This is a genomic window from Paenibacillus sp. PSB04 (genome assembly GCF_025809195.1).
GTDB lineage: Bacteria > Bacillota > Bacilli > Paenibacillales > Paenibacillaceae > Paenibacillus_AQ > Paenibacillus_AQ favisporus.
Genome location: NZ_CP081301.1, coordinates 2,783,480 through 2,803,190, shown reverse-complemented (window position 1 = coordinate 2,803,190; position 19,711 = coordinate 2,783,480). Strand labels below are relative to the sequence as shown.

At 57.5% G+C, this 19,711-nt stretch carries 17 protein-coding genes; 6 read left to right on the top strand and 11 right to left on the bottom strand.

The annotated features are described in order from the left end of the window. Nucleotides 1-48 precede the first annotated feature (48 nt). The 5 genes from K2F33_RS12985 to K2F33_RS12965 all read right to left on the bottom strand — a co-directional run bounded on the left by K2F33_RS12985 (nt 49) and on the right by K2F33_RS12965 (nt 4,826). Nucleotides 49-1,365 carry an ABC transporter substrate-binding protein gene (locus K2F33_RS12985; RefSeq protein WP_076175633.1) on the bottom strand — a complete coding sequence of 439 codons (1,317 nt, stop codon included), beginning with the start codon at nt 1,363-1,365 and terminating at the stop codon, nt 49-51. Between the two features lie 219 nt (nt 1,366-1,584). Continuing rightward, on the bottom strand, nt 1,585-2,181 hold the full coding sequence (locus K2F33_RS12980) for a glycerol-3-phosphate responsive antiterminator (protein WP_084204193.1): 597 nt from the start codon (nt 2,179-2,181) through the stop codon (nt 1,585-1,587). Nucleotides 2,182-2,225: 44 nt separating this feature from the next. Then, nucleotides 2,226-3,065 (bottom strand): metallophosphoesterase family protein, encoded by an 840-nt coding sequence (locus tag K2F33_RS12975; RefSeq protein WP_076175630.1) that lies wholly within the window; start codon nt 3,063-3,065, stop codon nt 2,226-2,228. A 106-nt stretch (nt 3,066-3,171) separates the two neighbouring features. Beyond that, nucleotides 3,172-3,846 carry a hypothetical protein gene (locus K2F33_RS12970; protein WP_212985195.1) on the bottom strand — a complete coding sequence of 225 codons (675 nt, stop codon included), beginning with the start codon at nt 3,844-3,846 and terminating at the stop codon, nt 3,172-3,174. Continuing rightward, nucleotides 3,819-4,826, bottom strand: coding sequence for an ROK family protein (locus K2F33_RS12965; protein ID WP_263881922.1), 1,008 nt, complete (start codon nt 4,824-4,826; stop codon nt 3,819-3,821). Before K2F33_RS12965 ends, K2F33_RS12970 begins: the two co-directional genes overlap by 28 nt. A 304-nt stretch (nt 4,827-5,130) precedes the next feature. On the opposite strand from K2F33_RS12965, the gene K2F33_RS12960 reads away from it, so the two are divergent. From K2F33_RS12960 to K2F33_RS12950, 3 genes are all read left to right on the top strand, one after another. Then, the gene (locus K2F33_RS12960) at nt 5,131-6,264 is read left to right on the top strand and encodes a CobW family GTP-binding protein (protein WP_263881921.1); all 1,134 of its coding nucleotides are present in this window, start codon (nt 5,131-5,133) and stop codon (nt 6,262-6,264) included. Between the two features lie 35 nt (nt 6,265-6,299). Continuing rightward, a complete protein-coding gene (locus K2F33_RS12955) occupies nt 6,300-7,292 on the top strand; it encodes a permease (protein ID WP_212971154.1) in 993 nt (330 codons plus the stop codon). 108 nt (nt 7,293-7,400) lie between these two features. Beyond that, nucleotides 7,401-8,342, top strand: a complete 942-nt coding sequence (locus tag K2F33_RS12950; RefSeq protein WP_263881920.1) for a TIGR03943 family putative permease subunit — start codon at nt 7,401-7,403, stop codon at nt 8,340-8,342. A gap of 126 nt (nt 8,343-8,468) precedes the next feature. Here K2F33_RS12950 and K2F33_RS12945 read toward each other — a convergent pair whose 3' ends face one another. Next, nucleotides 8,469-9,323: an NAD-dependent epimerase/dehydratase family protein gene (locus tag K2F33_RS12945; RefSeq protein ID WP_263881918.1), complete on the bottom strand. Its 855-nt coding sequence runs from the start codon at nt 9,321-9,323 to the stop codon at nt 8,469-8,471. A gap of 57 nt (nt 9,324-9,380) precedes the next feature. Beyond that, entirely contained in the window at nt 9,381-10,319 is a 939-nt protein-coding gene (locus tag K2F33_RS12940) for an aldo/keto reductase family protein (RefSeq protein WP_089548652.1), read from the bottom strand. Nucleotides 10,320-10,465: 146 nt separating this feature from the next. Here K2F33_RS12940 and K2F33_RS12935 point away from each other — a divergent pair, with 146 nt between their 5' ends. Next, nucleotides 10,466-10,810 (top strand): winged helix-turn-helix transcriptional regulator, encoded by a 345-nt coding sequence (locus K2F33_RS12935; RefSeq protein WP_076175611.1) that lies wholly within the window; start codon nt 10,466-10,468, stop codon nt 10,808-10,810. A gap of 43 nt (nt 10,811-10,853) precedes the next feature. Here K2F33_RS12935 and K2F33_RS12930 read toward each other — a convergent pair whose 3' ends face one another. Further along, nucleotides 10,854-12,359, bottom strand: a complete 1,506-nt coding sequence (locus tag K2F33_RS12930) for a serine hydrolase domain-containing protein (protein ID WP_263881917.1) — start codon at nt 12,357-12,359, stop codon at nt 10,854-10,856. A gap of 187 nt (nt 12,360-12,546) precedes the next feature. Continuing rightward, nucleotides 12,547-12,840, bottom strand: a complete 294-nt coding sequence (locus K2F33_RS12925) for a hypothetical protein (RefSeq protein ID WP_076175606.1) — start codon at nt 12,838-12,840, stop codon at nt 12,547-12,549. Between the two features lie 224 nt (nt 12,841-13,064). Between K2F33_RS12925 and K2F33_RS12920 the strand changes: the two genes are divergently transcribed. Together K2F33_RS12920 and K2F33_RS12915 are read left to right on the top strand one after the other, a co-directional pair. Then, nucleotides 13,065-13,643, top strand: coding sequence for a TetR/AcrR family transcriptional regulator (locus tag K2F33_RS12920; protein WP_089548654.1), 579 nt, complete (start codon nt 13,065-13,067; stop codon nt 13,641-13,643). 281 nt (nt 13,644-13,924) lie between these two features. Next, the gene (locus K2F33_RS12915; RefSeq protein ID WP_212985202.1) at nt 13,925-15,049 is read left to right on the top strand and encodes a cytochrome P450; all 1,125 of its coding nucleotides are present in this window, start codon (nt 13,925-13,927) and stop codon (nt 15,047-15,049) included. Between the two features lie 206 nt (nt 15,050-15,255). Here the strand turns inward: K2F33_RS12915 and K2F33_RS12910 are convergent, their stop codons facing one another. Beyond that, nucleotides 15,256-16,203: an aldose epimerase family protein gene (locus K2F33_RS12910; RefSeq protein WP_263881916.1), complete on the bottom strand. Its 948-nt coding sequence runs from the start codon at nt 16,201-16,203 to the stop codon at nt 15,256-15,258. Nucleotides 16,204-16,233: 30 nt separating this feature from the next. Beyond that, nucleotides 16,234-19,575: a DUF5107 domain-containing protein gene (locus K2F33_RS12905; protein WP_263881915.1), complete on the bottom strand. Its 3,342-nt coding sequence runs from the start codon at nt 19,573-19,575 to the stop codon at nt 16,234-16,236. Nucleotides 19,576-19,711: the final 136 nt, after the last annotated feature.

The following is a 19,711-nucleotide window of genomic DNA, read 5'->3' as shown; positions in this document are numbered from 1 at the left end:
TGCCTCCTTGTTTGGCGGGTCTGTTTCATTGCCTGACAGGCGCTAAGCTTACTTGCCAAGCAGCTTATCCGACTTGGCCGCGGCTTCGTCCAGCGCCTGCTGCGGCGTCGTCTTCGGATCGATAATCGCCTTCTGGATCGCATCGCGGACGATCTTGGCGACTTCCGGATATCCGTTCTCCATCGGGCGCGGTCTCGCGTATTTCAGCTGGTCGACAGCGACTTTATACTGCGGATACTGGGTAAAATGCTCCTTGAGCTCTTCGCTTTCCACCGCCGACGTGCGGGTCGGCAGGTATCCGACATGCTTATGCTGGTAAATCGTGTTTTCCTGGGAGGTCATCCATTTCATGAATTCCCAGGCCGCCGCCTTCTCCTCGGCGCTGCTCTTCGACGTCATGACGAGCTGGCATCCGCCTGTCGGCACGCCGTAATCCTTGTTGGCCGGCATGAAGGCCGTCTCCAGCTCAAAGCCGTTGCCTTTGGCGATTTCCAGGCTTTGCGACACGCCGGCCGTCGAGGCGAACTTAAACGCGGAAATTTGGTTCGCCCAATCCTTGTCCGCCGTATCCCCGGCTTCGTCGCCGACCGGCATTTTGATCAGGCCTTCGTTCACCAGCCGCTTCCAGAAGTCCACCGGCGCCACGCCGGCCGCGTTGTTGAAGGTTGCCTTTTTGCCGTCCTCGCTCAGCATCGTGCCGCCGCTTTGGGCCACCAGCGCCTCATAGAACCAAATATCGACCGGCACGGTCATGCCGAGCTTGCCTTTCTCTTTGAGCACTTTGGAGTACTGCTCAAACTCATCCCACGTTTTAGGCCCGGACGGATCCAGCCCGGCATCCTTCAGCATCGTCACGTTCTTGTACATAATCGGAGTACTGCGCATGAAAGGCAGCCCGTACAGCTTGTCGTCCACGTAGGCGTTCCCCATCAGTCCGGGGATAAAATCGTCCAGCTTCAGCTGATCCTTGTCCTTCTCGGCGTATGAGGTCAGGTCTTCGAGCATGCCGGAATGGGCGAACACGCCCGTGGAGGCAATTTCCAGATCCGTGACCGCCGGGGCGTCCCCAGCCGCAAAAGCCGCCTGGACCTTCGCATGAAGATCATCGTAATTCCCCTGATGCTCGGCGACCACCTCGATCTTGTCTTGGGACTCATTGAACGTTTGGACCATATGCTGCTTGGCTTCCTCGATCTTGTCGCCGAAGGCGTACCAGTACTTGATGACGATTTTTTTATCCGGCTTGGCCGCTGCTGCCTCCGCTGTCTCGCTGCCGGCCGCCTTCTCGGCTCCGCCGCCGCATCCGGCCAGCATGCCCGTCATTACCGCGGACAGTGTAAGCAGTGCGATCTTTTTCTTGAACATCGATTGATTCCTCCACCCTTGAATTTGGTTTATGTCTGCTGTACAACGACGGCTGCAGCCAAAAAAATAAAGAAACCCGAATACCGCCGAGCAGGAACGCTGGCTTAGCGCTCTCTCGACAGATCAGGTTTCTCCATAACTCCAACCGTTCTATTTACTTGTCGATTTCATCATAAGGGACAACTATTAACGCGGTTTATGCGGAATATTAACGGGACATCAAATGATCTTTCTTCTCCACAGCTCGGGACGGGAAGCGGAAATGGCGGTCGCTCCCTGGTCCAGGCACTCCTGTGCGTGGCTGTGCTCATACAGCAGGCCGCCGGTGATGATCGGGAGTTCCGTAAAACTCTTCACCCTGCGGATCATGTCCGGAATGCGGGCAGGCATCAGCTCGATGATGTCCGGCTCGGCCTGGGACAGGCTCTTCGCGATGTTCTCCAGCCCTTCGCTGTCGACGAGAAAGAAACGCTGCACCGTGAGCAGCCCCATTTTTTTGGCGGTTTTGATGACGCTGGTTTTGGTCGAAATGATGCCGACCGGGCGGATGCTCTTGGCCAAATAATCCAGGCCGTAATGGTCCGTGCTGAGCCCGCCGATTTTTTCCAAATGCATGAACACCGGCAGACCGTGCTCCCGGAATACGTTCACATAGCCTTTGGCGACACCGATATGGCCCATCAAGAGAAAGACGCCGCTCAGCTCATCCCGGTGCTTCAAGGCGATTTCAATATGGCGGGGGTCTTTGATGGAGGCAATCCGTTTATGCTTGGCGAGACCTTTGAAAAAATGCTCCCGGGTCATAACGTCATTCATGCGTGTACAGCCTCCCTTTCACGAAGGTCGTGATTACTCTATATTCAGATTTGCGGCGCAATCGGCAGCGGAACGAGGAGAGCCCGGTCGTCCTCCATCCCTCTGGCATCCGGATTCGGGCTGAAATGCTTCATATGCTGGTGAAGGAGCGCCATGTGATCCGGCAGCGTCGGGTCCATCACTTCGACCGGTGTGATGCGGATCGCGTCCTCCGCGATATCGACGATCCGGAAGCCCGGCTGATCCAGGCAGGCAGACAGCTGCACGAACGACCAGTCCTGCCGGTGCGCGATCGAGTCCATATGCGTATGGCCGTTGAAATAGATGCCAATGCCCTGCTTTTGGTTCAAAATGCTCCACATGTCGATAATGGGATGAATCGAACCCTTATCCTTCTCCGAACCCGCCGTCGTATTGTACACGGGGTGATGGCCGAAGACGAGGAGCGGCTTGTCGCCTGACAGTCCTACCTGCTCCTCAAGCCAGCCCAACTGTTCGGGATCGAGCCAGCCGCCCCAGTCCTTAAAATCCATTTCCTTGGCCGTGTCGAGAAACACGAGCATCGCTTGATCCGTGTCGATGGCATGGTACCTCTCCTGGCCCGTCATCTCCAGCACCTCGGCTCTGCGCTGCGCATACAAGTCATGATTGCCCAGCACGTGTATGAACGTCTTGTCCTGGCGGCGAAGCAGGTCGTACACTTCGCGAAGCTCGGAGGCCGTGCCGAAGTTGGTGAGATCCCCCAGCGAAATATACAGGTCCGCTTCCTGCTCCAAAAACTGCTCCAGCACCGTTTGATAGAATGCACGCCGTGCTTCCTTCAGACCCGGTACCGACTCGTCGATTTCGTGGTAATGCAAATCACCCAACAGCGCCAATCTCATTATTTCTCTCCTCCCGGCTTGTTCGAATTGGATTTTTCCTCCTTCATCTTATCGATGGATTGTTTCCGATCCGTTAATTGGGAAGGCTGATTATGTAAAATTACGATTAATCGATTCGTGTCGTCCCCGTGTTGTTGGGGTTAGCCTCGTCCTGAGTCACCTGCTGGATGATGTTTCCGCTCTGGTCGTAGCCCGTAATTTCGAACTTCGTACCCTGTGACGCATCCAAAAACACGTAAAACAATTTGAAGTTTTGCTCGATGGGAATGATCTGCGCCTGCTTCTCATAGCCGGTAGGGTCCTTGACCACGATGCGGCTGATGTCGGGATGCAGAGCGATGCCATAATACATGGGAAAGGGAGAGCTGCCGAATTCCGTACCCTCCGTCCCGGGTAAGTACACGGCATAGAAGCCCTCCTTCCGAGCTTCGGCGTCGGAAAGTCCGGGGTGATAGTTGGAGGCTCCGAAGCTTCCCCCATAGCCCCACTTCCAGCCTTTTTCGAATTTCCTTACATATTCTGCAGCGATGGTGTACCCACCACTGGGTGTCTTCCGTAGGAAAAATGCCACCTCCCCGTCAGCAACCGGACGCTCATCGATCATATAGGACACGTACTCCTCGCCCCGGATCTTCTCAATCGCCTCCACAACCGTCGGGCTCCCTTCCGCTTTCCTGTCTTGAAGGCCGAACAACTTTCCCTCGAAAGCGTAAATAACGACCAGGATGACCGCAGCCAGCACCAGCAGCATAATCAGCCTGTTAGCCCATTGTCTGACCATGAATTCCCTCCTTTCAAGCGTCCGTCTGCGTACACAGCGGCGCCCAGCATCCCTGCCCTGTCCCCAAGCTCGGCCTGTACGATGCGGCAGACCCCGGCGGACAGCTGCAGCGCATGGCGGGCTACCGTCTCGCGCACCGGGCGCAAGAGCCGCTCCCCGGCCGCGGCCATGCCGCCGCCTACAATGATCAGCTCGGGATTCAGCAGATTGATCGCGTTCGCTAGTCCATACCCGAGAAGCTCTCCCGTCTCGTGCATGACTTCAATAGCGAGCGCGTCCTGCAGGTCATAGGCGTCCGAAATGAGCTGTGCCGTCATTTGCGAGGAGTCGTTGCCCGTCCATTCCTGAATGACGCTCTTCCGTCCTTCCACTAACTTTTCCGCAAACGTTCGGACCATACCCACCGCGGACACGTAGCGGCCGAGGCAGCCCGAGCTGCCGCAGCGGCACGGCCGCCCTTCCCTGTACATGTTCATGTGGCCGATCTCGCCTGCGCTCGAAGACGTGCCGTAGACAACCTTCCCCTCATAAATCATTCCCGAACCCAGTCCGGTTCCCAAAGTAATGAGCATCAGGTTCCTGCAGCCCCTGCCGGCGCCAAACCGCCACTCCCCGTACATGTTGACGCGCACATCATTATCGATGAAAACCGGAAAAGCGAACTCCTCCCGCATCCGGTTTACGACGTGGATATTTTCCCATTCCGGAAAGTTGGGAGACAAAATCGACAGCCCTTCGCGCGGATCCAGGAGCCCCGGAATGCCCATCCCCATGCAGCTCACGTCCATCGGCCCGATCCCCGCTTCCTTCTTCAGTTCATGAACAATCCGCTTCATCCGGTTCAGCACATGCTCCGGTCCCTTGTCCGCTTCGGTGGCGTCCATTCTTTCCGCGGCAATCCTCCAACCGGCATCCGCGTCAAATACCGCCGATTTGATCCGGGTTCCGCCGAGGTCCATGCCAATGACAAATTTGCTCATGCCTTCCTTTTCCTCCTCCGGAAATCCTTGGTCGCTGACATAAACCTATCATAAACGACTTCGCTCCGGATATGAATGGATCTATAGCATTCTTTTCCAGATTTCTCCTCAGCAGGCTGCCCGGTAATGGCATCAATCGCCGCGGTTCTGAATCTATCAGCACCTTCCGGACCGCCATATTCATAGGCATTAAATCGTAATCTTTACGTATAGATAAAATGGGAGAAAAATTCACGCTTGGTACAGGCCGTATCGCTGGGCCTGCTCTATATTCGACAACGAGGATAAAGGAGATGAATCGCGTATGAAAACGCCAGTCATCATATTAAGCGGATTTTTGGGAAGCGGCAAAACGACGCTGCTACTGTCCTTGCTCAAGGAGTGCTCGGCCCGGGGGCTGACCCCCGGCATCCTGATGAACGAGCTGGGCAAACGGGATGTAGACGGAACGATTCTCGAGGAGCAAGCAGGGGTTCAGGTGCAGAAGCTGTTGGACGGGTGTGTCTGCTGCAGCCGGAAAAGCGAGCTGCCGCAGGGTCTATCCACCCTGCTGGAACGTTCGCCGGACGTAATCGTCATCGAGCTCACCGGCGTGGCCGATCCGGAAGAAATCCGCCGCACCCTTCAGGAGCCGGGGCTTGCCGGCCGGTTACGGCACCATTATACGGTGACGATGCTCGACGCGGAGAACGTGCTGGAGTTCAACAGCCGCTTCTCCGCCGACAAAGAGCTCGTCCGCACGCTGCGCAAGCAGATCGAAAGCGCCGATCTGGTCGCGGTCAACAAGCAGGACCTGGCCGCCCCGGGCACGATCGGCAAGATCGAAAGCATGATCCGTAAGCATAATCCCGAGGCGGCGATCGTATACACAGAATATAGCCGGATTGACCTGTCCAGCCTGCTGGACGGGGTTAACCGCCGCCAAGGGTCCAAGGCCGCTGCTGTCCGGGCTGGTGCACAGACCCCGGCGCAGGAGGCGCTGAGCAGCCAGGCGCAGCACAGGTTCGGTGGAGCTGTTGACCCAGCCGCTTCGCATGCTCGCCACCTTGCCCATAACGGTCACGGTGGGGGATCTACGGCCACGGCCCACACTCATGAAGGGCATGGCGGCCACGGCGGGCATGAACATCATGACGAGGCGGCCTCTTTTTCCAAAGTCAGCACCGTCACGCTGACCTTTCCCCCGGCGGAGCAAAGCCAGGCTTCCCTGTCCAGGGAGCGGCTGGAGGCGTTCTTCCGTGAGTGCGGAGACGCGCTTCTTCGTGCCAAGGGGCATGTGGCGCTCGCCCGCCATGAACCGGTCCAGCTCGTCCAGTATGCCGGGACACGCACATTCTGGGAAACCTCCCGTTACCCCGGCGCACCCTATCTCGTCATGATCGGCCTGAATTTGAACGAGGCAAGGCTGAAGGAACGCTGGTCCGAACTGTTTCGTTAAGCTTCATCATTTCTGTGGAAGGAGCTGTTCCCGCCATGACCACCCTCTCCCCTTTTAAAATCATCCCGCTGCTTCTTCCCGCCGCCTTTCTGATCATCCTGCTCGTCCTGTGGCTGCCGGAGCGCATCGAGCTGCTGGATAACGTCTATATGGACACGTTCAAAACCAGCTTTGTCGGCATTCTGCTGGAGGCGCTGCCGTTCGTGCTGGCCGGGGCGCTGCTCTCATCGCTGCTGCAGGTGTTTGTGCCGGACGAGGTTCTGTCGCGCTGGATTCCGAAGAAGCCGGTTCCGGCCATCCTGTTCGCCTGTCTCCTCGGCGTAATCTTCCCGGTGTGCGAGTGCGGCATGATCCCGCTCGTCCGCCGGCTCATTCATAAGGGCATGCCCGTTTATGTCGCGATTGTGTTCATTTTATCCGGACCGATCATCAATCCGGTTGTCTACGGAGCCACCTTCATGGCGTTCCGCAGCCACCCGGATCTCGCATACGCCCGGATGGGACTGGCCTTCGCCGTCGCTTTCCTGATCGGGCTCATCGTCTACGTTACGGTAAAAAAATCGCCGGTGAGATGGTCGATGGAGCGGGAAACCGGCGGGAATGCTCATCTCCATGCCGCACGCGGCGGCCGGCTGGCGTCGGTATTCGTCCATACGTCGGACGAGTTTTTCGACATGGGCAAATATTTGATCATCGGCTGCCTGCTGACGGCGGGCATTCAGACGTTTATGGTCCGGGAAAGCCTCTCCGCCATCGGCGGCCATCCGCTGGGCTCGTATCTGTTCATGATGGGGCTCGCCTTTGCGCTCTCCCTGTGCTCCACGTCGGACGCTTTTGTCGCATCCACCTTCCTGCACACCTTTCCCGCCGGCTCGCTGATCGCGTTCATGGTGCTGGGCCCGATGCTGGATTTCAAAAACGCCATGATGCTGATGGCGCTGTTCAAAACCAAGTTCGCCCTCTATCTGTTCTTCCTGATCGCCGCCTGCGTCTTTGTCGGTTCGGTTCTGATTTCGGTCTGGCTGTAAACTTTTTGGCGGATGTAACATTCGATCTGGCTGTGAACGCCCATGCCAGGAACACGCCCGCGCAAGATGCGAGAACCCAACACATAATCCGACTGGAGGTAGAGCCAAGTGAACGACTCCCGCAGCATCCGGCTGCATTACCTGTTCCGGGCGGCCGTGCTGGCGGCTTTCGCCCTCTATATTCTGCACCTGATGCAGCAGGACGCGCTGCATTATTACGTCGCGCCCGCCTTGGCGAGATGGATCCGGCTGTGCCCGGTTCCGCTGGGCCTGATGGCGCTCAGCCTGGTGATCCAGGCGCTGCTCGGACGCAGCCAGGTGCTGTGCAACTGCGATCACCGCCTGCCTGCCGGCTTCTTGAAAAGTACCGGCCTGTACGGCTTGTTCGTGCTCCCGCTGCTGCTCGGGTTCCTCCTTCCGGATAAGGCCCTCGGCAGCATCGCCGCCGCCAAGAAGGGCATCTCCCTCTCCTATTCGGCGATGGAGCCGGAGAAGGCTATTTCCAGCGCATCCACAGGGCCGAACAAGTCAATTACCCGCGCTCCCACAGATCCGGATACCGCCGTCACCTTCGAGACCTCCGATCCGTATGCCAAGGAATTCGCCGAGCTCGCCAAACTGCTGTACGCCCAGCCCGTCATCCCGGTCTACCCGGCGATTTACTCCGAAACGTTCGGGGCGATCGAGATGTTCAAGGAGCAGTTTGAAGGCAAGGAAATCGCCGTATCCGGCTTCGTCTATCGCGATCAGACGGGCGGAGCAAGCGGCCCCTTTGCGGTCAGCCGCTTTCTGGTGCAGTGCTGCACGGCAGACGCCACCCCTTTCGGCATTATGGTCGATCCGCAGCAGAAGCTGGCCCTGCCGGCCGATTCCTGGGTCAAGGTACAGGGTAAACTGAAGATCGTGTCCCAAGGGGGCAAGAATCTGATCGAGATCGAGGCTTCGCAAATCACGCCGATTGCCCAGCCCCAGACCCCTTACATCTATACGAGCGCCGACTCGGTCGCCGCCTGGAAAGAGCTGCAGAAGGACGCCGCCAAGGCAAAATAGCAGGAAATGACCGACAAAAAAACCAAGAAGACTCCGGAACGATGCCCGGGTCTTCTTGGTCTGGAGTTTGCATAGGAGTATCTCTTTCTAAGGTCCATGCTTCTTGTCGGGTACTCCCAGCTGCGTTCAGCGAAGCTTTGCAACCTCGTCGCGCCAGCGGTGCTGCGGCTGCCAGCCGAGCAGGCGCTTCGCCTTCTCGTTGCTGAGCAGGGTCTCATGCCCCGCCAGCGGCGCGCGGATGTCCGTCACGCCGGGATACCTGGCGGCCAGCAGTTCGCGGCTCGGAACCGCCATGCTGGAATCGTCGGCGGCCACGTTAAGGGCCACCGCACCGAGCCCGTCCGCCTCGACGGCCAGCCGGATGGCCGAAGCAGCGTCGCGGGTGTCGATGTAGCTCCACAGAATGCGGTCCCGTTCTTCGGGCTTGTCGATGAATGAGGGAAAACGCTCATACCATTCCGGAGGGATGACATTCCCGAGGCGAATGGAGACGACCTGCATGCCGGTGCGCCGGTGGAACATGTCGGCCGTCAATTCATTGACCACCTTGGATAGTCCGTAGCTGTCCTCGGGCAGCTGCGGATGCGCCTCGTCCACGGGCACGTATTGCGGGCTTAAGGGACTGACTGCAAATACGATGCCGTAGGACGATTCGCTGGATGCGATCACTGCTTTGCGGATTCCGAGACCTGCGGCGGCCTCCAGCACGTTGTACGTCGACATGACGTTGTTCCGGAACGTAACTTCCGACGTGCGGATATGCGCCGCCGGGATCGCCGCCAAATGAACGACGGCATCCGCCCCGGCCAGCGCGCCGTAGGTCTCTCCCAAATCCTCAAGATTCGCAATCAGCGTAGGGCAGAGGTTCTCGTCGGGACGCCGGAAGTCCACGTTCAGCACCTCATACCCCTGCTCGATAAAATGACGCACGACCCACTGTCCAAGCATGCCGCTTCCGCCTGTAATGACGACTTTGGCCACAAGTAACGCCTCCTCTTCGCTTCAGTTCAAACCTGGCCGAACCCTTGGCCGGTCCGATTATTTCAGAATGTCTTCGATCCGCTCCTGCACGTCTTCGCTCAGGACGATGCCCGAAGCCTTGGCATTCTCCGTCACCTGCTCCGGACGGCTTGCGCCGACCAGCGCGCTGGCCACGTTGTCTTTGCGCAGAATCCACGCAAGGGCCAGGTTGCCGACGGAAATGCCGAGCTCTTTGGCGACGCCTTCAAGCTGCTGCACTTTGGCGATCTTTTCTTCGGTGATGCCTTTACGCATCCAATCGAGCTTCGCCGCGCGGCTGTCCTGTGGAATGTCGGAAGCCGACGTGTATTTGCCTGTCAACAGGCCTTGAGCCAGCGGGGAGAACACCACTTGTCCGATCCCTACGCGTTCACTGAGCGGCATGACTTCCTTCTCGATGTAGCGCTCAAACATGTTGTAAATCGGCTGGTTGACCACAATGCGGTCCAGCAGATAACGGTCGGCCACGCCGATCGCTTCGGCGATCTGCGATGCCTGCCATTCGCTCACGCCGACGTACAGCACTTTGCCCTGGCGAACCAGGTCGTCGATCGCGCGCAGCGTTTCTTCCAAAGGCGTCTCCGGATCATGGCGGTGGCAGTAGAAAATGTCCACATAGTCATGTCCAAGCCGCTTCAGGCTGGCATTCGCCTGCTCCGTAATATGCTTTCGCGACAAGCCGCGGTCATTCGGGCCTTCGCCCATCGGCCAGAACGCCTTGGTCGCCAGCACGTAAGATTCGCGCGGATACGCTTTCAGCGCTTTGCCGACAAGCTCTTCCGCCGCGCCTTTTTCATAGACATTCGCCGTATCGAAAAAGTTAATGCCCAAATCGTATGCCGTTTTGATCGAATTCACCGCATTTTCGCGTTCTACGTAACCGCCATATGTAAGCCAGCTGCCCAAGCTGATTTCGCTGACTTTAAGCCCGCTTCTTCCCAGTCTCCGGTATTTCATTCCATCTACCTCCTTGTTGTCCTGTTACCCTTTTCATTCTATAAAAGTTCATATATGATTTAAAGAAGTGAAATGTTTTTCACTTAATTATATCAAGGGTAGATACTATATAGAGTATAGTTATATACATATAAGGAGGAGAGTCTATGGAAACAGTCAAAAAAGCGAGCAGTTACATTCCGAAAAACCCGACGCATATCGAATGCAACATTGAGAAAACACTGGATGTGCTGGGCGGAAAATGGGCCTTTCTCGTCATCCGCGAGCTGTTCTGCGGCACTCTTCGCTTTGGTGAGCTGCAGCGCCGTATCCCCAGCGTAAGCCCCCGTGCCCTGACCAGTACGCTGCGCCATTTGGAGGAGCAGGGCGTGCTGGAAAGGGAAGTATTCCCTACCGTACCGGTGACGGTGGAATACTCGCTCACGCCTAAGGGACAGGACCTGCATGTCATCTGCCATGAAATGAAGCTGTGGGCGGCCCGCTGGACTTAAGCAGCTCACGATCCGGAAATGTCATCAAAAAAAAGCTCAGGCACTAGGCCTGGGCTTTTTGGTGTTCCCGTAATATCGCAACCATGCAGAGGGCCTTGCGGACGAAGCTGATCGCGCCAAACGCCGACAGAAGTGCCAGCCAAATCACGACGCTCGGCATCAGCAGGAAAATTTGCTCCCATTTCAGCACTCTCCCGCCGCCAACGAAGGTCAGGATCTGCGGCAGGCTGATGAAAATCGCAAGCGGGATCAAGGTGGCGAGCATCCGCAGCGAAATCAGCCAAACGCGGCGCTGCCGGGCCTTGTGTTCCCACCGATTCCAGCGGAAAAAGAATCCACGCACCCACAGCAGGACGGTCAGCAGCGTCAGCAGCGCGATCCCCGCTTCGATCATGCCTACGGAGATCGCTGACTTTGGCGGCTCCTCCCCGTTCAAAATGTCGGCAATGCCTGAAGCAAAGGTGCCATAGTTAACCAGCGCATTCAACCCGCTGCCAAACAGGATGACGATCCCGTAGCCGCTCTCCGGCATCAGCAGCTGATCCGCCTGATACGTCCACAAAATACCGTTATGACTCAACCTTGCACCGTCCACTGTCCATCCCATACCGTAACGGCTCTCCACACCAGCGGGAACCTCGCGCATTGCCGCAATACCCTCCGGGCTGAGCAGGCGTGTTCCCCCATAAGTCCCCCCGCCAAGCTGCAGCATCAGCCACCGCGCCATATCGTTTGCGGTCGAGACATTCCCTGCCGCTCCCTCCACGAACCAATCCGGTTCCTTCAAAGCGACCGGCTGGCCATAGAGCAGCATGTGGCCCGGTTCTTTAAAGGAACTGGTCAACGCGGCGTCCGTCGTACGGTCCATGTGCATCGGAGCAAAGATGTGCTTTTGCAAATAGTCCGGAAAAGGCTCCTTGCTCACCGTCTCCACGATCAGCGCGAGCAGCTGATAATTGGTGTTATGGTAATGAAACGCCGTTCCCGGGTCGCTGGCGAGCTTGACCCCCTTCAACCGGGCGATCGACTCGCCGAGCGAAGCGGGCTGCGCCGAAAACGCCATTTCCGGAAACACGGTATCGGCCAGACCGCTAGTCTGGTTCAGCAGCTGCCGCACCGTGATCTCCTTCCCCCTCGGATCGTCCATCCGAAAGGTTGGGAGAAGGTCCACCGCCTTGTCTTCCAGCCGGATCTTCCCCGCTTCAACCAGCTGCATGACGGCCAGCGCCGTGATCGACTTGCTCAGGGAAGCGACCGGAAACGGCGTGTCCGGCGTGACGGCTGCTCCGCTTCCGGTTTCCCCGTACCCTTTTGAATATACAATTTCGCCGTCGTGGACAATCGCGACAGACAATCCGGGAATCCGGTTCTGATGCATGCGGGTCTCGATGAACCGGTCAATCTGATCCTCCCGGCCTGTCTCAAGCTTGGGAGCCGCTGACGCCAGGCTGGTGTAAGCTCCTGAGAAGACGGCTGCCAGGAGCAGCACGAGTATCATTTTTCGGGATATGAAGGCTATGGACCTCCGCTTTTCTTTACTCTTCATCATGAATTGAATTCCTCCTCTTGTATCGTAAGCCCAGTTTAGGAGCCAAAACGAAAGAGAAGTTAAAGACAATCCTTAAGAAAGAGTTAAGTTGAACACGACGAAGCTGCATGCTGGAATACCCACAAAAAAGAGGAGCAAGCGCAAAGCTTGATCCTCTCTTGATCTATCCACGCGAACGCAGGATAGGCTACCCGTTATTCGCGGCATAATCCGCATTCGCTTGTTCCAGCATGGTTTTCCAATCCTTAAAGTCGGTCTGCCGGGACACATGCCGATCCAGCAGCTCATCCGGTATTTTATTCAACTCTTCTTGGGTTTCCGCTTGAAAATTGCCATTTTCCAAAAAATCCTGAAAGCTGGCAAACGACGAATGCTTGCGCATAAACGAGCCGTTTAAAAGCTTGTCGAGGGCAATGCGGCCGGATTCTTCCTGCGCCGACTTTTGGCCTTTCAATTCCATCAGCAGATCGTCAAAGGACATGGATTTATTCTTTCTCAGAAGATCACTCCTAAATTGAATTTGTGCTCAGTATAACATATCAGGTTTCATTCTATCTCATACCTTTAAAAATCGGGCGTTTCCCCACCCATCGATGCGGGTCCGGTTGACTAAATATTCCCAGCATGTTATGTTGTTTTTGAACTGACCAGTCAGATTAATCCCGTCCAACCGACGAATGAGATGGAAAGGACCGATACACCACCGTGAGCAAAGAAAAGATTCTGCACGCAGCCACCCGCGTCTTCTCCGAATACGGCTACCACCGGGCCAGCATGGATGAGATCGCCCAGCAGGCGCAGGTCGCCAAAGGCACCTTGTACTACAACTTTCCGGGAAAGTCCCAGCTGTTCAAAGCCGTGGTAAAAGCCGGATTCGAGGACATCATGGAGCGGACGAAAACCGACCTTAGCTCCGCGCTTCCGATCAAAGAGCAGATTCTGCGGGTTCTCCGCCACCATCTGGACTTGTTCCTCGACTCCCGCCATTTTGCCCATATCGTGTTCAACGAAATTTCCAACGGCATTGAGCCCGATGTGCTGGATGAACTGAAGCAGCTCCGGCGCGAGCATTTAAGCTTTCTGGCCGGCATTCTTAGAGAAGCCCAATGCGAGGGCGGCATTATGCGCGACGTTGACGCGGACCTGGCTGCAGCCAGTACGATCGGCATGCTGGAAAGCACATGCAATTATTATTTGAGCCACCAGGAGGAGTACAGCCGCGAGGACTTGGAAAGCTTCGTATTCACGGTCGTCGCCGAAGGTCTGTTTAAGTCGCTTGATTAAGCAGGACCTTTTTTTGCCCACATCAAACTGACCAGTCAGTTCAAAAGACAGCAGCGTGTTAAACAGAAGAACTTTATTAGGAAACAGAGAGAGACCTAGACACAGAACCTATTTTCAGAAATTCATCCCATCTAGAAAAAGATCAGCTCTAGCAGACAAACCTCGTTTACTTGTAGACAGACCTCATGGATCGGAAGTTCTCCAGCGTAATGATCGATAAGCCGGCTTTGCCCAAAATTCAGGTTGTTCTCATCTAAAAAAGAAAGCGACGGTGTTGCTTCATGGAATGGAATGCAAATGGACTGCTGCCTTTGGAATGGTATAAAAAGATGCGCCGGGATTCCCCCGTTGTCCAGTCCAACGACGGGCAAGTTTGGGACGTATACGGATATGACGATGTAAAGACGGTATTTACGAATCACGACATTTTTTCCTCGTCGGCCTTCCCTGACTCCGAGGACCCGCTCGAGCACAGCATTCTGCGGCAGGATCCGCCCAAGCACCGGCAGCTGCGCCGGCTGGTGACCCAGGCGTTCACGCCGCGCGTTATCGAGTCGCTGGCTCCCAAAATCCAGTCGATCACCACCTCGCTATTGGACGAAGCGGAGAAAAAGGGGCGGATGGACGCCATCGCTGACTTTGCCAGCCCACTGCCGATCGTCGTCATCGCCGAGATGCTGGGCGTGTCGCTGGACCACCGCGAACAATTCAAAGCCTGGTCCGACGCCCTGGTCGGAGACAGCGGCGAAGATTTCTATCAGTGCCAGCGCGAGATGAGCGAATACTTCTCCGAAATTGCCGAGGACCGCAGACGCCATCCGCAGGACGATCTGGTCACCAAGCTGGTCGAGGCTCGAATCGACAATGAGCATCTGACGGACCTCGAGATCATCGGCTTCTGCATCCTGCTCCTCGTGGCTGGCAACGAAACGACGACCAACCTGATCTCCTCGGCGATGCTCGGCATCGACACCCTGCCGGACGTCCGTGCGCAGCTGCTTGCTGACCGCAGCCTCATTCCCGGCGCGCTGGAGGAAGTGTTCCGCTATTTCTCGCCGGTGCAGGTCATGTTCCGCCGCGTGAAGCAGGATACCGTCCTTGGCGGCCAGGAGATGAAAGTAGGTCAATTCGTCCATATCTGGATGGCGTCGGCCAACCATGACGAGAAGGTGTTCGAACGTCCGGAGGAATTTAATATCCACCGCAATCCGAACCCGCACCTGGGACTGGGCAGCGGCATCCATTACTGCCTCGGCTCCCAGCTTGCCCGCCTTGAGTCCAAAATCGCGATCGAAACGCTGCTTGCCCGTTTTCCCGAATACCGCCGCGACCGTTCCGCTGAGCTGGCGCGAATGGACAGCATGATGATGTTCGCGCTGAAGGAACTGCCGATTATTTTGACATAGACTTTGGGCCATAAAAAAAATCCTGCATCCCTGGAGTGGGTGCAGGATTTTTGTCAGATGATGCAACGGACTCGCGGATCGGGAATTCACAGCCCTCGTCTGGAACCTGCTGCTCCCCGGCGCGGGGTTTTCGTAGGTTGAACGCCCTGCCGCAATGGTCCGGATTTCGATCGGCTTGTCGTTCAGCCACCCGGTTTCGTTTCATCTCACTGCTTGGCTTCCATCCAGCTCACTTCCAAATGCCACGCATACGTTCGGAAGCCCTCTACGACAGCAGCGGCATCCCGCTTCATGGCATGCGCCAAGTCGTCCAGGAAACCCGTGGCCGGCTCCAGTGCCAGATGATACTGCCCCTGGTAGCCGCCGTAATTCGCCCACACCGACAGGTAAGGCACCTTCTCATTCGGAAAGGTAAAGGTGATTCCTTCCTGCTTGACCGGATCATAAACGGAAGCCTTTCCTTCCGGCAGCTCACCCGTAAAGTAAAATTTCTCGGCCGTCCGCTCCTCACGGCGTCCCGTGCGATCCAGGCGGCATTCCGGTTGGTTCGAAAAGGGCTGCGGCCACGCCCGCAGATCCCCCCTTTTTCCAAGCCTGTCACGTTCCGAATAGGAGATTGCAATCTCGCTCAACCCTTCCGGCACGATGATCTGCATCCCTTCCCTGATTTGCAGCAGCGGATGGGCCGCCCACAGGAACGCAAACGGGAACGGGCTGAGATTGGTCACCTGATAGTCGATCCGGAGCCGGTCCTCTGCGGCAAAAGAATACGTCTTCTCGAGCCGGTATGGCATCCTCACGCCGTGCACGCTGCACGAAAGGAGATCTCCATGTCCCTCAGCCTTCCAGGGAATGGACCAGACCTCACCGTGATCCGGAAGCTCCGTCCCTCTCCAGGGGTGCTCCGGATATCGGCATACGTTGATGGTCGGGAACATTTCATCCCAGCCGCTTCCGTCGCTGTCCGCGAAGGAACTGGCGTAGCCCCCGTTCCCCAGCGGTCCGTCCGCCGGCGCGAGCCATTCCCGGCCGGTCAGACGGTTGCGGAGGGAGACCATTTTGCTGCCGAGCTCCGGCAGCAGCGTGACCTCCATGGCGGAGGTCCTTCCCGTCCAGGCGTTAAAGCCGTTAATTTGGTGCGGTGTCCAGCTCATCTTTGGCCCCCTTTCCATCGGCCTGAGCCGTCATATTCCCGTCCGGCATAATTCAAGGTGCTGCGCGGCTCCCTGATGATGCGGCTCCAGCGCCAGCGCCTGCCGGAAATGCTCCTCAGCTTCCCGGATTCGGCCCAGACCCAGCTGCCCAAGTCCCATCATGTAATGGCAGTGGATTTCGTTGCGCTGGTGCAGATCGTCCTCAAACACGAGGAAGTCGGGAAGCGACACGGCGAAATAATCGATTTGCGGCCGGTCGAACAGATGCTTTTCCCCGTAGTCGACCAGCTTGTTGAAGCGGCTCCGCGCTTCCGCTTCCCGCCCCAGCCTGCGCAGGGCCGCGCCCTGGTAGAAAATCATGTGCGGCGGCTGGTCGTTGTAGTACATGGCGCTGGCCGGCTCCTCCAGCCCTTGCGATGCCTGAAGCAGCGCATTTTGCGCTTCCTCCTGCCGGCCGAGCAGGCCGTACGCAACGCCGAGGTAATAGTCAATGTTGTTCTCCTGGGCGCCTTCCAGCTTGCCCTCGCCGATGTTCAGCGGGTACTGCTTCGCGAGCAGCAGCTGCTCGGCGGCCTCCTCCGCCCGGCCTTCGTTCAGCAGCCTTTTGGCGATTTCAACACGGGCGGTCACGTATTGTGCCGGCACTTTGCCTTCCCCGCCTTCCCATGGATGGAAGTTGCGGGCGAGAATAAGGCTGAGCGCCTCCTCATGGCGGTTCAATGTATTGTGCAGCGTTAAGTATTCGAGGTACAGGTCATCCCGAAACTCTACCAGCTCACGGTGCGCTTCCAATGCCTGCAGCCGTTGTTCAGGCGAGCGGCCGGTTTTTTTGTACAGCTGGTCCAGCTCGTAAAAGACGCGTGCGTCCGCCGGGTTCAACCGGAACGCCGTCTCCAGCGCCGCTTGCGCGTCGTCCGGGCGGTTCAGCTTGTTGTAGTAGGCGAGCGCCAAGTTGCGGTAAGGCGTCGCAAAGCTGCCGTCCAGCGCCACCGAAGCTTCCCAGCACGCGGCCGCCTCGGCATGACGCTTTTTGTCATAGAGCAGGTTGCCCAAGTAGTACCTTGCCTTAGCGTCTTCTGGGTGCAGCGCCGCCGCTTCTTGGAGCACGGCGTAATCGTGCAGCGTGTTCGGGAAGCAGTACGCCGGGTCCGCCGCCGCAGCCAGTCTATCATAAGCGGCAGCCTGCTCATCCTGTCCGTTCTTCCGGCTCCAACTCGCCTGGTAATAGCGGACCATCGGATAGACGTCCGGCTGTTCCGGTGCTGCGATGCGGCCCAGGACCTCCAGCGCGTCCGCGTATTGGCCGGCTTCGGCGTAATCCTGAGCCAAGGCGATGTAATTGTGCGCATCGCCGCGCATGAGGCCCGCCAGGCTGTCCAGCGCCTCCTGCGCCTCAGCCGTCCGGCCGGTATCGCGGTAGACGGCGATCAGCTCGTTACGGGCCGCGAATTCCACCGGATCGATGCGGATCGTCTCCCGTACGAGCGTCTCGGCCTCCGCGGCGCGGCCCAGTCTCCGCAGGATGACGCTTTTGAGATGACGGGCCTTGTAATGGCGGTATTGGACGTTCAGGGAACGGTCCACCAGCTCGAGCGCCTCGTCGTACTGCCCCTGCCCGCAGGCGATCTGCGCGAGGGCAAAGTATCCCGCCGCCTGCCACGCTCCCGTCCACACGCTCTTGTAGAAGGCGGCGTATGCCTCTTCGAGCCGGCCCTGCCATTTGAGCGTTTGGCCGAGATGATAGAACGGCTCGCTGTCATACGGCCTTGCGTTGTGGCGCGTCAGGGTGTCGATCGCTTTTCGGAAATACACTTCGCTCTCCTCAAAGCATCCCCTCCGCAGCAGCAGCAGTCCGTAAGCGTTGTTCAGCCGGATGTCGCCGGGATCCCGCTTCAGTCCCTCCAAATAATAAGCTTCCGGCTCACGGGTTGAGTGCCGGTACTGCTCCAGATGCAGTCCCGCCAAATATAGCGCTTCGGTGTTTGGCAGCAGCTCCGGCGCCTCGATGGCTTTGGCCGGGTCGGGAATCTGCTCGATTTTCTTCGGCATCGGCCGGTAGGAGACCAGCTCCCTTCCCTCCGCGTCCAGTACGATGACCCGCAGCTCCTCTTCCCGGACTTCGGCGCCAATACTCACCTCCGCCTGGAACACGTCGCTCGGCGACAGCCTCACCGTTTTGTCCAGAACGATCTGTCCGGCGCTCTTCAGCAGTATGCGCGCTTGTTCAAATACCGAGGTGGCGTAGACCTGAACTAATGCCTGCCCGTCCGCCGTCTCCAGGTTTACGGCCGCGTCGATGGAGGCGTTCTTCACCAGACCGATCTTTTTATACGGCATAAAATACTGCTTGAAGCTCTTCTCCTCGTACGGCGCGAGCCAGCTGAAGTCCGGCTGGTTGTCGGTGTAGACGCCGGTCATAAGCTCGATGTACGGACCGTCCTCGTCCGTCAGATTGCGGTCCCATGCCTGGCCGAACTCCCCGTGTCCCCAGGTCCACTGCTTTTTCCCTGGCGACACATGCCTGTTCGCAACATGCAGCAGCCCTGCGCCGACGCCGTGGTCGTAACCGCCGACAAAATTATAGTCCGAGTGATAGGCCATGTAGGAGGTGGGCACGGGAATGTTGCTGTATTTGGAAATGTCCACACCGGCGGAGTAGTCCATTTTATAATACGTGCCCGTGGCGATCGGAAACTTGGACACGTCGCGCTTGCCGTGGTCGAACACCGCATGCACGTCCGGCGGAAACACAGACTGCGTGTGGTCGTTGACCGCGACCGCCGGGTTGGCCCACCACAGAAACGTCTGCGGCGCCGCTGTCCGGTTGTACAGCTGGGCCTGAATTTCGAGGTAAGCCTTGCCCGGATGCAGGGTGAAGCCGGTCGTCACCTTGGTGCCGTACATGCGGTCGATTTCCCCGACCCATACCGTCGCGCTCCCGTCCGGATTGCGTTCGATTGTATACTCCACCTCGCCGAACGTGTTCGGGCGGTGATGCTGCGGCCAGTTGAACTCGATCCCCCCGGAAATCCACGGTCCGGCCAGGCCCACCAGTGCCGGCTTGATCACCTGGTTATGGTAGACAAAATCATATCCGTTCGTCTTGTCGACCGCCCGGTAAATCCGTCCGCCGATCTCCGGCATGACCTGGATTTGCACGTATTCATTTTCCAAAAAGATGATACGGTACGATTTCAGAACTTTTTCGTCATAAATCTTATCGATGACCGGCAGCGGATAAACCCGTCCCGAGCTTCCTTGGTACACGCGCTTCTCCAAAAACATCGGGTTCGGATCGGGCTTGCCTGCCTCGTAAGTCGGGATTTCCACCCGCTCCTCCCATACCTTTACTTCTTCAGGCGCTTTGGCCATGCTGACTCATCCTTTCTTTCGCTTGCCGCTTGTATCATTGGCAATGGCGATGTCTGCATTCGGAACCTTTCAAAACTCTATCCTCATCTTAAAAGGAAGCGGCGACGCCCTCCATTCACGATCTCATGGGAATGAT